The organism is Micromonospora cynarisoli, from assembly GCF_030518815.1.
Lineage (GTDB): Bacteria > Actinomycetota > Actinomycetes > Mycobacteriales > Micromonosporaceae > Micromonospora > Micromonospora wenchangensis.
Genome location: NZ_CP130426.1, coordinates 1,901,619 through 1,915,957 on the forward strand (window position 1 = coordinate 1,901,619; position 14,339 = coordinate 1,915,957).

A 14,339-nucleotide genomic window follows, 5' to 3' on the forward strand; every position below is an offset into this window, starting at 1 on the left:
AACGCGGCGGCTCGGGCTGCCGGTCCGTGCGGTCGGTGCCCCCGCCTCCACCGGGCCGGACGTGCCGACGGACGGTGACGAATGTGAACAGCGATCACGGTAGGTAGCGACGATAGGCACCCGACCACTGTCGGTACAGGGCCACATCAGTGGTTGGCACGGGACCAAAGCCGAGGGGTGACAAGTGGCCCGGAGTACGGCGTCAACGTGGCTCTGGAGCAGTGCCGAACGGCCGCCCTATGGTCGGCCCAGCCAATCGGCGACGCACCACGGATCGGAGGAGATCATGCCGCCGGCGACTCGGGCCGTCCCACTGCTGCTGTGGGAGACGGGGGTCCGCGAAGGAATCGAGGACAGTCGGTACCGCCCCGTGGTGGCCGACTCCTGGCTCCTGACCGACGGCCGGGCCCGGGCGTACCGGCTGCACTGGCAGCGCTTCGGCGCGGCCGTACGACGGTTCGGGGTCCCGGCACACCGGGTGGCGGCCTTCGGGGCGTCGGTCACCACGGCGCTGCCCCGTTCCGGGGTGTGGTTCCCCCGCATCGAACTGCACCTCGTTCCCACCCAGCGGCTGGCCCTGCGGCTGCGGCCCGCACCGCCCCGGGTCGACCAGGCACGTGGCTGGCTGTGGCCGCATCCGGACCCCCGGCGGCTGCCCCACCTCAAGGGGCCGGACTTCGAGGAACTGGAGAAGATCAGAGCCGCCGCCCACGACGCGGACGCCGACGAGGCCCTGCTCTGCGACGAGCACGGACTGGTCCGCGAGGGGGCGTTCAGCACGATCTACTGGTGGTCGTCGGGCATCCTGCACACCCCACCGGAGGACGGGCGGATCCTGCCCGGCGTCACCCGGCGGCTGCTGCTGGACCGCTGCGCCGAGCTGGGGATGCCGGCACGGCACCGGCTGCCGAGCGTGGCGGAGCTGCTCGACAGCGAGGTGTGGATCACCAGTGCCCTGCACGGAATCCGGGTCCTGACCCGGATCAACGGAGAGCCGACCGCCCCCGCCGACGCGCGGCGGTTGCACGACTGGCGCGCCCATCTCGACGCGCTGACCGAACCCCTGCCCGACCCCGAGGCCATCTGGCCGCACCGAAGCACCGAGGAGGCACCATGAAGCTCAGGTCACTACAGCGTTATCTGGCATCGGTCCCGCGTATGCACTTCGGGCGGTCGCACCGGGGGCTGCGGGCCCGGCTGGAGCTGCTGGCCACCCGCCAGCTCGGCGCGGGTGACTTCCTGTGGCACGCCCTGGAGCGGGGGCAGGACCACGACGCCCCGCTGTTCCACCACCTGCCGCCCGGCGGCGGCCCCGACGACCTGGTCGTCTACAGCCTGGCGACGCTGCGCGACCAGACCGAGCGGTACGCCAGGTGGTACCACAACGCCGGGGTCACCCACGGCGACCGGGTGGGGGTCTTCACCCGCAACGGCATGGCGAGCTTCGTGCACTTCCTGGCGCTCAACAGCCTCGGCGCGATCCCCGCCGTGATCAACCCGAACATGGTGCCCGACACCGCCGCCAAGTACCTCTCCCGGCTCGACGCGGTCGGCGTGGTGGTCGACGCGGACAAGCTCGGCCCGCTGCTCAACGGCATGGCCGACGCGCGTCCGTTCCGGTTCACCGCCTCGCAGGAGGCGATGCACGCCGCGCCGCCGGCCGGCCCGCTGCCCGGGGTCTACCCGTACCGGCACGGCGACCGCGACCCGGTGCTCATCTCGCACTCCTCGGGCACCACCGGCATGCCGAAGGCCGCCACGTTCGGCCACCGCCAGTTCTTCGCCGGCAAGCGCCCCCGGATCATGACGCTGCCGTCGGGTCCGGACGACAAGATGCTGCTGGCCTTCCCGGCCTCGCACTCGTCGGGCTACAGCTACATGATGATGGCCACCCTGATCGGCCTGCCCACCCTGGTCATGGAGTCCCAGGACGGGGCGACGGTGGCCCAGGCGATGCGGTGGTGGAAGCCCAGCGTGGTGACCGGCTTCCCGATCACCTTCACCGAGATGCTCGCGCTCGGCCTGGAGCCGTCCGCCGCGGCGAACGTGACGACCTGGATCAGCACGGCGGACGCCTCGCACGAGGCCCACGTCCGGGAGCTGGTCCGGCTCGGCCGGCACCGGGAGAACGGCAGCTGGCGGCCGGGGTCGCACTACCTGGACGGGCTGGGCGCCTCGGAGATGGGCATGGCCCTGTTCCTCAACATCCACGGCCCTAAGACCAACGCCTACGACCGCTGCGTCGGCTACCCGGAGCCGATCGTCGAGGACGCGGTGGTCTTCGACGAGGACGGTCGGGAGCTGGGCCCCAACGAGGTCGGCTACCTGGCGGTGCACACCCCGACGGTGACCCTGGGCTACTGGGGCAACCACGAGCTGACGCACAAGTCGATCCGCAACGGCTACTGGCTCACCGGTGACATCGGCTACAAGGACGAGAAGGGCCGCTTCTACCACTACGACCGGACCACGGACGTGATCACGACGCGGCGCGGCCCGGTCTACAGCCTCACCATCGAGGAGGAGATCTTCAAGGCGTGCCGGGCGGTCGTGGACTGCGCCGTCGTCGGGGTGGTCGACCCGGTCGAGCCGACCTCGTTCGCCCCGATCGCCGCGCTGCGCCTGATCGACCAGTCGGACCTCACCGCCGAGGAGCTGCTGATCCGGATCAACCGGGCGCTGCGGGCGGCGGGCCGGCACGAGCTGGCCGCGACGGTCATCTCCAAGGGGGACACCAAGATCCCGCTGGGCGTCACCGGCAAGGTGCTCAAGCGTGAGGTGCGCGCGCAGTTCGCCCAGCTCCTGCTGACCGACGACGACGGTGGGCTGGACGTGGCGCGGACCCGCACCGAGCAGTCGATCCTGCGGGAGCTGAGCGCCTCGTCGGCGCCCGCCGGGACGCCGCAGGAGGAGCGGGCCACCTCCGCCGCCTGACCGGCCCCGTGGGGCGGGTGGTTCCCACCGCCCGCCCCACGGCCGTGCTCACCTGGCGGTGACGAAGTCCCGCAGGGCGGCGCCGATCTCGTCCGGTGAGTCCTCCTGCACGTAGTGGCTGCCGGTGACGGTGACCTCGCGCTGGTTCGGGAAGGTCCGGGCGAACGCCAGGGCCCGGCCGGTCAGCAACGCCCCCGGCTCGGCGACCACCAGCAGCTTCGGCACCGGGGAGGCGGCCAGCCACCGGCCGTACTCCTCGACGACGGCGGTCACGTCCGCCGGTTCGCCCTCGATGGGCAGGTCCCGGGGGAAGGCGAGGGTGGGTCGCCGGGAGTCGGGGTCACCGAACGGCCGGCGATACTGATCCAGTTCCGCCTCCGACAGGGGGCGTACCACGCTGCGGGGCAGCACCACCTCGACGAAGAAGTTCTCCTGGAGCACCAGGCGTTCCCCCTCCGGCGAGCGCATGGCGCGGAAGAGCTGGTCGCGGCCGGCCTCGAAGTCGCTCCACCGGCGGGGTTGGACGATCGCCTCCATGTAGGCGAGGGCCCGGACCCGTTCGGGGTGCCGGGCCGCCCAGTGGAACCCCAGCGCCGAACCCCAGTCGTGCAGCACCAGCGTGACCGGCCGGTCGCCCAGCACGGCGTCGAACCAGGCGTCGAGGTGGCGCACCTGGTCGGTGAAGCGGTAGCCGCCGTCGGACGCCGGACCGGAGTCGCCCATGCCGACCAGGTCGGGGGCGAGGCAGCGGCCCAGGTCGCGCACCGCCGGGATGACGTTGCGCCACAGGTACGAGGACGTGGGGTTGCCGTGCAGGAACACGATCGGGTCCCCGGCCCCCACGTCGACGTACGACAGGTGGGTCCCGCACAGGTCGATGCGCCGGCGCGGATGCGGGTCGGCCGCGGAGACGGGAGCCGCGGCGGGTGTGGAACTTGTTGTCACTGGTGGACCTCCTCGGCCCAGTGATAGCAAGGGGTCCGGGCAATTCCGTGGCATCGTCGGGACGGCGTGTCCCGTCGTCGGTGGCCGTTTCACGCTCAGCGGGGCCGTGCCATTCATGAATTGTTCGCGAGAATTCAAACAATGACATGGCGAATCATTTTCGGCTCCACCGTGCGCAGGTGGGGCCCCTTCGTCGTCGGGTGGGGCCACCTGTGGAAGTGGCACCGACGCGGGGCCGGACATGGGCCTGTCCCCCGGCGCCGTTCGTTTCGTACGTTCCTCTCGACACCCATGTGGGATCTCCGTCGGTGGAGATCCTGACCGGCTATTCGCACGAGAGGGAGCAGCAGATGCAGGGACTGATCCAGGTGGCCGGGGTCATCGACCAGGACGAGGCCGACCTGATCTGCGCGGAGGGCGCCGACTGGCTGGGGTTCGCCCTGCGGCTGCCGGCGAAGAACGAGGATCTGTCCGAGGCCGACGCCGCGGCCATCGTCGCGGCCATCCAGCCCCGGCACCGGGGCGTCCTGATCACCTACCTGACCGAGGCCGACGAGATCCGGCAGTTCTGCGCCGACCTCGGCGTCACCGCCGTGCAGTTGCACGGCGACGTCGAGCCCGCCCAGTTGGAGAAGCTGCGCCGGATCGACCCCGACCTCTACGTCCTCAAGAGCCTGGTGGTCAAGGAGGACAACATCGACGAGCTGACCAAGATCGTCGACGAGAGCGCCGAGTGGGTCGACATGTACATCACCGACAGCTTCAACCCCGCCACCGGGGCCAAGGGCGCGACCGGTCTCACCCACGACTGGTCGGTCAGCGCCGAGCTGGTCCGCGTCGCGCCCCGGCCGCTGATGCTCGCCGGTGGCCTGAACCCCGACAACGTGGCGGCGGCCATCGCGGCGGTACGCCCCGCCGCCGTCGACGCGCACACCGGCCTGGAGGGCCCCGACCGCCGCAAGGACCGCGCCAAGGTACGCCGGTTCGTCACCGCCGCCCGTCAGGCGTTCGCCGACCTCGCCGGACAGGACTGAGAGCCATGACCGACACCGCCATCGACCCCACCACCGTGACCGACCGGCTGCACCTGTTGCCGCAGACCAACCGGCTGCGCTCGCTGCACACGGTCATCCGGGACCGCGACGCCTCCCGGGCCGACTTCGTGCAGACCTCCGCCCAGATCTTCCGGCTGCTCCTCGACACCGCCCTCGACCTGCTCCCGGTCGTCCCCGCGCAGGTGCGCACCCCGGTCGGGCAGACCTACCACGGGCTGCGCCCGGCCGCGCCGGTCTGCGGGGTGTCCATCGCCCGCGCGGGCGAGAGCATGGAGTCCGAACTGCGGGCCATGCTGCCGCAGACCCGGATCGGCAAGATCCTGATCCAGCGGGACCGGACGACGAAGCTGCCGCACTTCCACTACGCGGCCCTGCCCCCGGACATCGCCATGTCCCAGGTGCTGCTGCTGGACCCGATGCTCGCCACCGGCGGCACCGCGCTGGCCGCCCTCGGGCTGCTGCGCGAGTACGGCGTGTTCGAGGAGAACGTCGTCTTCGTCACCCTGCTCTCCTCGCCGGAGGGCATCAGCGCCGTGCACGCCCGGCACCCCCGGGTCCGGATCGTCACCTCCGCCATCGAGGAACGCCTCAACGCCGACGCCTACATGGTGCCCGGCATAGGCGACTTCGGTGACCGCTACTTCGGAACGGACCAGCCCCGATGAGGCGCGGCGGAATCGGCGACGTCGGGATCACCGCGCTGGCCCCGGCGATCTGGGGCAGCACGTACCTGGTCACCACCGAACTGCTGCCCCCGGGCCGGCCCTACCTGGCCGCCCTGGCCCGCGCCCTGCCCGCCGGGCTCGCCCTGATGGCGGTCGGACGGGTGGTGCCACGCGGCACGTGGATCTGGCGGGCGCTGGTGCTCGGCACCCTCAACATCGGCCTGTTCTTCGTGCTGCTCTTCGTCGCCGCCTACCGGCTGCCCGGCGGCGTCGCGGCGCTGATCATGTCGTTCCAGCCGATGCTGGTGCTGATCCTCGCCGCGCTGCTGCTACGCGACCGCATCCGGCCGTTGCACGTCGTGGCGTGCCTGCTCGGGGCCACCGGGGTGGCGCTGCTCGTGCTGCGCCCGACTGCCGCGCTCGACCCGCTCGGCGTCGTCGCGGCCCTGGCCGGAGCGGCCAGCATGGCCGGCGGGATCGTGCTGACCAAACGGTGGGCCCGACCGCCCGGGGTGGGCGTGTTGCAGTTCACCGGCTGGCAGCTCACCGCCGGCGGGCTCGTCCTGCTCCCCACCACCCTGCTGATGGAGGGGCTGCCCGACCACCTCACCGGCCCCAACCTCGCCGGACTGGCCTACCTGGGGATCGTCGGATCGCTGTTCGGCTACGCGGTCTGGTTCCGCGGCCTGGAACGGCTGCCCGCCCTGGCCGCGTCGTTCCTCAGCCTGGTCAGCCCGATCGTCGCCAGCCTGCTGGGCTTCGCCTTCCTCGACCAACGGCTCAGCCTGACCCAGCTCGTCGGCGGCCTGGTCATCGTCGCCGCAGTCGCCCTCGCCCAACGCAGGTCGTCCCCGCCGGCACCGCCACCCGCCGGGGAGCCGGTGGCGTCACCGGCGCTGACCAGCCGGTGAGGCGTCACCCACCACAGGGGGAAGCATGCGCACCACGCCCGCCACCACCGACGCCCACGACCCGGGCACCGACGCCCACCACCCACCCGCCGCCACCCTGCCGGACCTGCTCGACGAGCAGGTCCGGGCGGACCCCGACGCGGTGGCCGTCCGGCACGGGCCGGACGGCGTCACCCGCCGGGAGCTGGCCCGCCGGGCCCGTGCCCTCGCCGCCCAGCTCCGCGAGCGCGGCGCCGGCCCCGACGACCGGGTCGGCCTGTTCGCCGAACCGTCCGCCGGGCTCGTCGTCGGGGCCTGGGGCATCCTGTACGCCTCGGCGGCCTACCTGCCGCTGGCCCCGGACTACCCCGACGAGCGGCTGCGCTACATGGCCGCCGACGCCCGGGTCCGCCTCGTCGTCGCCCAGGACGACCTCGTCGAGCGGCTGACCGACCTGGTCCCGCCCGACACCGCCGTCGTGCCGCTGAGTGCGTGGCACGACACGTCCCCACCCGACGTGCCCGACCACCGGCCACGCCCCGGCGACCTGGCCTACGTCATCTACACCTCCGGCAGCACCGGTCGGCCCAAGGGGGTGATGATCGAGCACCGCAGCATCGTCAGCCAACTGCGCTGGCTGCGGGACGCCTACCGGCTCGACGAGGCCGTCGTCCTGCAGAAGACCCCGATGAGCTTCGACGCCGCGCAGTGGGAGATCCTCGCCCCGGCCTGCGGTGGCACAGTCGTCGCCGGCACCCCCGGCCTGCACCGCGACCCCGAGGCCATCATCGCGAGCATCCGCCGCCACGGCGTGACCGCCCTGCAGTGCGTGCCGACCCTACTGCGGGCGCTCGTCGACACCGAGCGTCTCGGCACCTGCACCAGCCTGCGGCAGATCTTCACCGGCGGCGAGGCGCTGTCCACCGCACTGGCCGCCGACGTGCTCAAGGCGCACCCCGGCACACTGGTCAACCTGTACGGCCCCACCGAGTGCACGATCAACTCCTCGGCGTTCACCGTCGACCCGGCCGGGCTCGATCCCACCGGGCAGTCCGTGTCGATCGGCCGGCCCGTCACCGGCCTGCGCTACGTCATCGTCGACGCCGACGACGTGCCGGTGACCGGGGACGCCGTCGGGGAACTGCTCATCGGCGGTATCCAGCTCGCCCGGGGCTACCTGCACCGGCCGGCGTTGACCGCGCAACGGTTCGTACCCGACCCGGTCACCGGCGAACGGCTCTACCGCACCGGCGACCTGGCCGCCTGGCAGGCCGACGGCACCGTACGGTTCGTCGGACGGGTCGACAACCAGGTGAAGCTGCGCGGGTTCCGGGTCGAACTCGACGAGGTACGCCTCGCCGTGGAGGCCCACCAGTGGGTCCGGCACGCGGGGGTGCTGGTCCGTGACGATCCGCGTACCGGGCATCCGCACCTGCTCGCCGTCGTCGAACTCAACCCGCGCGAGGCGGCACTGATGGACCAGGGCCGGCAGGGCGCCCACCACCGGTCGAAGGAGAGCCGGCTCCAGGTCCGGGCGCAGTTGTCGCACGTCGGGGTGCGTACCCCTGAGGAGTTGGCCGGGCGGGCGGTGCTCGCGCTGCCCGGGGCCGAACCCACCGCGGAGCAGGCGCGGCGGGTGTTCGCCCGCAAGACCTACCGGTTCTACGAGGGCCCGCCGGTCACCCGCGCCGACCTGCTGGCGCTGCTGCGCCCGGCCCGGCCCGGCCCGGTGCCGCCGCGCCCGCTCGGGCGGCTCGACCTGGCCACCTTCGGGGAGATCGTCCGCTACCTCGGGCAGTTCGTCAGCGACGAACGGCTGCTGCCCAAGTACGGCTACGCCTCGCCGGGTGCGCTCAACGCCACCCAGGTCTACCTGGAGCTGCACCAGCTGTGGGGACAGCCGTCCGGCTACTACTACCACCACCCGCTCACCCACGAACTGGTCCTGATCAGTCCCGCCCCGCCCCGGCCCGAACCGACCGTCCGGTTGCACCTCGTGGGCAGGCGGCGGGCCATCGAACCGGTCTACCAGAACAACATCCGCGAGGTCCTGGAGATCGAGACCGGCCACCTGGTCGGCCTGCTGGAACAGGTCCTGCCCGGGTACGGGCTGGGCATCACGGCCGTCGACCACGCGCCGCAGACCGTCAGGCACCTCGACTGCGCCGCCGAGGACCTCTACCTCGGCAGCTTCGCGGTCACGCCGTACGCCCCGCCGCCCGGCGACGAGATCGACCTGTACGTCCAGGTCCACCCGGACCGGGGCGTCGACCTGCCCGCCGGGCAGTACCGGTACCACCGCGGCGAGCTGGTCCGCCTCGACGACGCCCTGGTGCAGCGCCAGCACGTCATCGCCATCAACCAGCAGGTGTACGACCGGGCCGCGATCGGCATCAGCATGATCAGCACGACGTCGACCCGGTGGCGGCGCTACGTCGACCTGGGACGCGTCCTGCAACGACTGTCCATGAACGACCTCGGCTTCGGCTTCATGTCCTCCGGCTACAGCTCCGACACCGGCCACGACCTGCCGTCGGCCCACCGCATCCGGGGCATCCTGCGCCGGCACGGGCTGCCCGACGGGCCGTCGTACTTCGCCGTGGGTGGGCGGGTCAGCGCCGCCCAGGTGGCCGGCCGGGGGATGAAGGAGGACGTCGTCCACATGAAGGGCCCGGCGGAGCTGATCCGCGACGACCTGGCCGGTCGGCTGCCGGACTACATGCTGCCCAACAAGGTGGTGATCGTCGACCGGATGCCGTTGACCGCCAACGGCAAGACCGACCTCACGGCGCTCGCCGCCCGGGTCGCCGACGAACCCGGCCCGCAACGGCCGTTCGTGGCACCCCGTACCGACCTGGAACGTCGCATCGCCCGCCTGTGGCGGGAGGCGGTCCGCCAGGACGACGTCTCCGTCCACGACGACTTCTTCGCCTGCGGCGGCAACTCGCTGATCGCCGTCGCCCTGATCAACCGGCTCAACCGGGCGTTCGGCGCGGCGCTGCCGATGCAGGTCATCTTCGACAACCCGACGGTCGCACAACTCGCCCGACGGGTCGCGCGCCGCGACCAGCAGGGCGGGTCCCGGCTGGTGCCGTTGGCGCCGGGCCGCCAGGGGCGTTCCGTCTACTGCTGGCCGGGGCTGGGCGGCTACCCGATGAACCTGAGGCTGCTCGCCGGCACCGCCGGACGCCCCTTCCACGGCGTGCAGGCGTACGGCGTGAACCCGGGCGAGGAGCCCTACCGGACGATCGCCCGGATGGCGGCCGAGGACGTCCGGGCGATCCGGGAGCGGCAACCCCGGGGCCCGTACACGCTGTGGGGTTACTCGTTCGGCACCCGGGTCGCCGTCGAGGCGGCGTACCAGTTGGAGCAGGCCGGCGAGCAGGTGGACCAGCTCGTCCTGATCGCCCCCGGGTCACCCCGGGTACGGGTGCCGGTGGCACCGGGCACGGCCGACACGGCGAGCTTCACCAACCCGACGTACCTGGCGGTGCTGTGCTCCGTGTTCGCCGGCACGGTCACCGGTCCGGTGATCGAGGAGTGCCTCGCCACCGTCGTGGACGAGGAGGGCTTCACCGCGTTCGTCAGGCGGCACTTCCCCGCCCTGGACCTGCCGCTGGTCCGCCGGATCACCGGGGTCGTCGCCCGGACGTACGGGCTGCGGCACACCGAGGCCGAACTCGCCAGGCGGCCGGTGCGGGCCCCGGTGACGGTGCTGCGTACCCGTGGCGACCAGGAGTCCTTCCTCGACACCGCAGTCGCCCGCCGCAGCCTCTCCCCCGTCGTCGTCGACCTGGCCGCCGACCACTACGGGGTGCTGCGCGAACCGGGGGTGCACCAGGTGGTGGCGGCGCTGCCCGCCCGGTCCCGCCGCCGCCCGGTCCGCCCGCACGTGAGCATCACCCACCTGCCGATCGCGCTCACCGACGAGCAGCACAACCGGCTGGTGACCGCCGTCACCCGCGCCATGACCCGAGCCTTCGGCTGCGACGAGGACGCGGTGTCCATCGCGCTGGAGGCGGTCCTGGAGGAGTGAGCCGGTCCCGGCCCGCACCGTGCCGAACCCACCCGCACCCGTCCTGCCCGACACCGGTCCCGACGCACCGGACCGGACCGACCGAGGAGCCAGCATGACACGCAAGGTCCACTCCACCGTCGAGATGCGGTTGGGTGAGGAGGTCGCCGACGCCCTCGCCGAGGGGCGGGCCGTGGTGGCGTTGGAGTCCAACGTGATCACCCACGGCCTGCGCTACCCGGACAACGCCGCCACCGCGCACCGGGTGGAGGACGCCGTCCGGGAGGGCGGCGCGGTGCCGGCGACGGTCGCGGTCGACGACGGGGTGATCCGGGTCGGCATGACCGCGGCGGACATCGAACGGTTCGCCTCCACGCCGGGCATCCCCAAGGTCAGCGCCAGGGATCTGCCGGTGGCCCTCGCCCGGGGCGGCATGGGCGCGCTGACCGTGGCGAGTTCGCTGATCGCCGCCGACCTGGCCGGGATCGCGTTCTTCTCCTCCGCCGGCATCGGCGGGGTGCACCGGGGCGCCGAGACGAGCATGGACATCTCCTCGGACCTCATCCAGTTCACCCGTTCCCGGGTGGCAGTGGTGTGCGCCGGGGCCAAGAAGATCCTCGACCTCGGGCTGACCATGGAATACCTGGAGACCCACTCGGTGCCGGTGGTCTCCTACCGCTCCGCCGACTTCCCGGCCTTCTACTGCGTCTCCAGCGGCATCCCCAGCCCCTGCCGGGTCGACGACCCGACGGTCGTCGCCCGCGCGGTGGAGAACCACTGGGCCCTGGGCAACCACAGCGCCTTCCTGATCACCACCCCGGTCGACGCCGCCGAGGCCGTCGACGACGCCGAGGTCGACCGGGCCATCGAGGAGGCGGTGGTGGCCGCCCGGCGCGACGGGGTACGCGGCAACGCCATCACCAAGTACCTGATGCGCGCGGTCGACGCGGCCACCCGGGGCCGGTCCTCCCGGGCCAACATGGCGGTGCTGATCAGCACCGCCCGCACCGGGGGCCAGCTCGCCGCCGCCCACGCCCGCCACCTGGCCGACCTGGGGAACCCGGCCGCCGCCGACGCCCCGGCCCCGGCCGCCGACGGGGTGGCGCACGCGCTGCCCGGTCTGCGGGGGTGACCGCTGTGTTGCGTTGGCTGACTGCAGGTGAATCGCATGGTCCGGCTCTGGTGGCGTTGTTGGAGGGGGTGCCGGCCGGGGTGGCGGTGACCACCGGTGACATCGCGGGGGAGTTGGCGCGTCGGCGGTTGGGTTATGGCCGGGGTGCGCGGATGGCGTTTGAGCGGGACGAGGTCGAGGTCGTGGGTGGCCTGCGGCATGGTGTGACGTTGGGTAGTCCGGTGGCGGTTCGGGTGGGGAATTCGGAGTGGCCGAAGTGGCGGACGGTGATGGCCGCCGATCCGGTCGATGCGGACGAGTTGGCGGGTCAGGCCCGTAATGCCCCGCTGACCCGTCCTCGGCCTGGCCATGCCGACCTGGCCGGTATGCAGAAGTACGGTCACACCGATGCCCGGCCGATTCTGGAGCGGGCCAGTGCGCGGGAGACGGCCGCCCGGGTGGCCGTGGGGGCGGTGGCGAAGGCGCTGGTGAAGCAGGCCCTCGGCATCGAGATCGTGTCGCACGTGGTGGAGTTGGGGTCGGTGGTGGTGAAGCCGGGTTTGCGGCCGGTGCCGGGGGACGCGGAGCGGATCGACGCGGACCCGTTGCGGTGTCTGGATCCGGATGCGAGTGCGCGGATGGTGGCCGAGGTGGATGCGGCGAAGAGGGCGGCGGACACGTTGGGTGGTGTGGTGGAGGTCCTTGCCTATGGGGTGCCGCCGGGTTTGGGGAGTCATGTGCAGTGGGATCGGAAGCTTGATGCCCGGTTGGCGACGGCGTTGATGTCGATTCAGGCGATCAAGGGTGTGGAGATCGGGGATGGGTGGTTGCAGGCGCGGTCGCGGGGTTCGCAGGCGCATGACGAGATCGTGCCGACGGTTTCGGGGGTGCGTCGGGTGACGGATCGGGCGGGTGGGGTGGAGGGTGGGATCACCACGGGTGAGCCGGTGCGGGTGCGGGCGGCGATGAAGCCGATCTCGTCGTTGAACCGGGCCCTGTCCACGGTCGACGTCACGACCGGGGAGCCGGCGACGGCGATCAACCAGCGGTCGGATGTGTGTGCGGTGCCGGCGGCGGCGGTGGTCGCGGAGGCGATGGTGGCGTTGGTCCTGGCCGAGGCGGTGGTGGAGAAGTTCGGTGGTGACTCGGTGGCCGAGATCCGCCGCAACCTGACCGGCTACCTCGACACCCTGATCATCTGACCGGTGGCGGGGGCTCCCGGCGGGTCGGCCGGCCGGTACGATCGGCCGGTGGACCTGGATGCCGTGGCCGACCGGCTCGGGGTGCCCGTCGAGGAGGTCGAGCGGGTGCACCGGCTCGCCGGTGACCGGCCGTCGGCCCCGCTGCCCGCCCGCGCCGACGCGCCCGCCCTGCTCGACCGGCTGGCGGTACGACCGGACGACGCCGCCGAGATCATGGCCGGCTGGCCGGAACACGACTCTCCGCTGTGGACTTCGGAGCTGCGCTGGCTGCTCGACCGCTCGACCGCCCTGGTCCGCGCCGACCTCGGCGGGCACGAGTGGCTGTCGCCCGGCCCGGAGCTGCCCCGCGACCGGGGGCCGGCCTGGCGGCACCTGTACGTCTACGTCTACCTCGCCCTGGTCGACGTGGTCGGCGGATACCACCGCGAGCACGGCATCGCCGGCTCCGTCACCTGGGCGACCCTCGCCGACCTGGGTCGTAACCTGGCGATCGACAGGCGGATGCGCGGCGAGGGCTGGCCGGTCATGCAGAGCTGGCTGACCCTGCACGCCCGGGGCGGCCTCTACGAGTTGGGCCGGCTCCAGCACGAGCGGGGCGGTACGGCCATCGGCCTGCACGTCCCCGACGCGGGGCCGCTGACCCCGGAGGCGGTCGACGCGTCGCTCGACGAGGCCCGGGAGTTCTTCCCCCGGCACTTCCCCGACGAGCACTACACCGCCTTCTCCTGCGGCTCCTGGCTGCTCGACCCGCAGTTGCGCGACTACCTGCCCGAGGATTCCAACATCATCCGGTTCCAGCGCCGCTTCGAGTTGCTCCCCCACGTGCCGGCCGACGGGCCGGACGCCGACGTCGAGGTGCGCCGGTTCGCCTTCCGTACGCTCAGCACCCCGCTCGACGAGTTGCCCCGGCGGACCGTGCTGCAACGCGCGGTCGTCGACCACCTGGCCGCCGGGGGCCACTGGCACTGGCGGCACGGGCGGTTCCCGCTCTAGGGGTGGCCCGCTCCCGCCGGTGGTGGCCCGGCGGGGTCGTCGTCGGCCCGGGGCTGCGTCAGCCGGCCGGCGATCCGTTCGAGGGCGGCGAGATCCTGCGGGGCGAGCCGGTCAACGAGGTGCCGCCGTACCGACTCGACGTGCACCGGCGCGGCGTCGCGCAGGGCGACCATCCCCTGCCCGGTCAGCACGAGCAGGCAGCCCCGCCCGTCGGCCGGGTCGGGTGCGCGGCGCAGCAGTCCGCGCGCTTCCATCCGGCTGGCGTGCCGGGACAGCCGGCTGCGTGACCAGCCCATCTTGTCGGCCTGCACACCGAGGGTGCTGGTCTGCGCGGGCTGTTCCGACAGGGTGCTCAGCACCTCGTAGTCGGCCTCGGACAGGCCGACCGCCGCCAGGTCGTGCGCGGTGCCGGCCTGGACGGCGACCATCACACGCCGCAGGGCCCGCCAGGCCCGTTCCTCGGCGGGCTCCAGCCACCGCACCGGCCCCGACTTCGTTGACATGTAATCAATTTAGCATCTAGCCTTCG

Annotated in this window: 11 protein-coding genes; 9 read left to right on the forward strand and 2 right to left on the reverse strand. The window is 72.5% G+C overall.

Translation table 11 applies throughout. From position 1 onward, the window contains the following. Positions 1-286 precede the first annotated feature (286 nt). Together Q2K16_RS07900 and Q2K16_RS07905 are read left to right on the forward strand one after the other, a co-directional pair. A complete protein-coding gene (locus Q2K16_RS07900; protein ID WP_302744450.1) occupies positions 287-1,117 on the forward strand; it encodes an aminotransferase class IV in 831 nt (276 codons plus the stop codon). Beyond that, entirely contained in the window at positions 1,114-2,934 is a 1,821-nt protein-coding gene (locus Q2K16_RS07905) for a class I adenylate-forming enzyme family protein (protein WP_302744452.1), read from the forward strand. The genes Q2K16_RS07900 and Q2K16_RS07905 overlap by 4 nt, the downstream gene beginning before the upstream one ends. A 48-nt stretch (positions 2,935-2,982) precedes the next feature. Here Q2K16_RS07905 and Q2K16_RS07910 read toward each other — a convergent pair whose 3' ends face one another. Further along, positions 2,983-3,879, reverse strand: coding sequence for a haloalkane dehalogenase (locus Q2K16_RS07910; RefSeq protein ID WP_302744454.1), 897 nt, complete (start codon positions 3,877-3,879; stop codon positions 2,983-2,985). Positions 3,880-4,229: 350 nt separating this feature from the next. On the opposite strand from Q2K16_RS07910, the gene Q2K16_RS07915 reads away from it, so the two are divergent. The 7 genes from Q2K16_RS07915 to Q2K16_RS07945 all read left to right on the forward strand — a co-directional run bounded on the left by Q2K16_RS07915 (position 4,230) and on the right by Q2K16_RS07945 (position 13,810). Beyond that, the gene (locus Q2K16_RS07915; protein ID WP_302744456.1) at positions 4,230-4,913 is read left to right on the forward strand and encodes a phosphoribosylanthranilate isomerase; all 684 of its coding nucleotides are present in this window, start codon (positions 4,230-4,232) and stop codon (positions 4,911-4,913) included. A 5-nt stretch (positions 4,914-4,918) separates the two neighbouring features. Further along, a complete protein-coding gene (gene upp / locus Q2K16_RS07920) occupies positions 4,919-5,599 on the forward strand; it encodes a uracil phosphoribosyltransferase (protein WP_302744458.1) in 681 nt (226 codons plus the stop codon). Continuing rightward, positions 5,596-6,510, forward strand: coding sequence for an EamA family transporter (locus tag Q2K16_RS07925; RefSeq protein WP_302744459.1), 915 nt, complete (start codon positions 5,596-5,598; stop codon positions 6,508-6,510). The genes upp and Q2K16_RS07925 overlap by 4 nt, the downstream gene beginning before the upstream one ends. 25 nt (positions 6,511-6,535) lie before the next feature. Continuing rightward, positions 6,536-10,525 (forward strand): amino acid adenylation domain-containing protein, encoded by a 3,990-nt coding sequence (locus Q2K16_RS07930; RefSeq protein ID WP_302744460.1) that lies wholly within the window; start codon positions 6,536-6,538, stop codon positions 10,523-10,525. A gap of 94 nt (positions 10,526-10,619) precedes the next feature. Beyond that, the gene (locus Q2K16_RS07935) at positions 10,620-11,636 is read left to right on the forward strand and encodes a pseudouridine-5'-phosphate glycosidase (RefSeq protein ID WP_302744461.1); all 1,017 of its coding nucleotides are present in this window, start codon (positions 10,620-10,622) and stop codon (positions 11,634-11,636) included. A 5-nt stretch (positions 11,637-11,641) separates the two neighbouring features. Beyond that, complete coding sequence (gene aroC, locus Q2K16_RS07940) at positions 11,642-12,817, forward strand: chorismate synthase (protein ID WP_302744462.1); 1,176 nt, start codon at positions 11,642-11,644, stop codon at positions 12,815-12,817. A 48-nt stretch (positions 12,818-12,865) separates the two neighbouring features. After that, entirely contained in the window at positions 12,866-13,810 is a 945-nt protein-coding gene (locus Q2K16_RS07945; RefSeq protein WP_302744463.1) for an acyltransferase domain-containing protein, read from the forward strand. On the opposite strand, the gene Q2K16_RS07950 is transcribed toward Q2K16_RS07945, so the two are convergent. After that, entirely contained in the window at positions 13,807-14,313 is a 507-nt protein-coding gene (locus Q2K16_RS07950) for a MarR family winged helix-turn-helix transcriptional regulator (RefSeq protein WP_302744465.1), read from the reverse strand. The two genes, Q2K16_RS07945 and Q2K16_RS07950, sit on opposite strands and share 4 nt — an antisense overlap. Positions 14,314-14,339 lie beyond the last annotated feature (26 nt).

What these genes read in the sequence shown, in the direction of transcription:
- Q2K16_RS07900 (WP_302744450.1), top strand. Translation starts at nt 287, where the DNA reads ATGCCGCCGGCGACTCGGGCCGTCCCACTGCTGCTGTGGGAGACGGGG.
- Q2K16_RS07905 (WP_302744452.1), top strand. Translation starts at nt 1,114, where the DNA reads ATGAAGCTCAGGTCACTACAGCGTTATCTGGCATCGGTCCCGCGTATG.
- Q2K16_RS07915 (WP_302744456.1), top strand. Translation starts at nt 4,230, where the DNA reads ATGCAGGGACTGATCCAGGTGGCCGGGGTCATCGACCAGGACGAGGCC.
- upp (WP_302744458.1), top strand. Translation starts at nt 4,919, where the DNA reads ATGACCGACACCGCCATCGACCCCACCACCGTGACCGACCGGCTGCAC.
- Q2K16_RS07925 (WP_302744459.1), top strand. Translation starts at nt 5,596, where the DNA reads ATGAGGCGCGGCGGAATCGGCGACGTCGGGATCACCGCGCTGGCCCCG.
- Q2K16_RS07930 (WP_302744460.1), top strand. Translation starts at nt 6,536, where the DNA reads ATGCGCACCACGCCCGCCACCACCGACGCCCACGACCCGGGCACCGAC.
- Q2K16_RS07935 (WP_302744461.1), top strand. Translation starts at nt 10,620, where the DNA reads ATGACACGCAAGGTCCACTCCACCGTCGAGATGCGGTTGGGTGAGGAG.
- Q2K16_RS07950 (WP_302744465.1), bottom strand. Translation starts at nt 14,313, where the DNA reads ATGTCAACGAAGTCGGGGCCGGTGCGGTGGCTGGAGCCCGCCGAGGAA.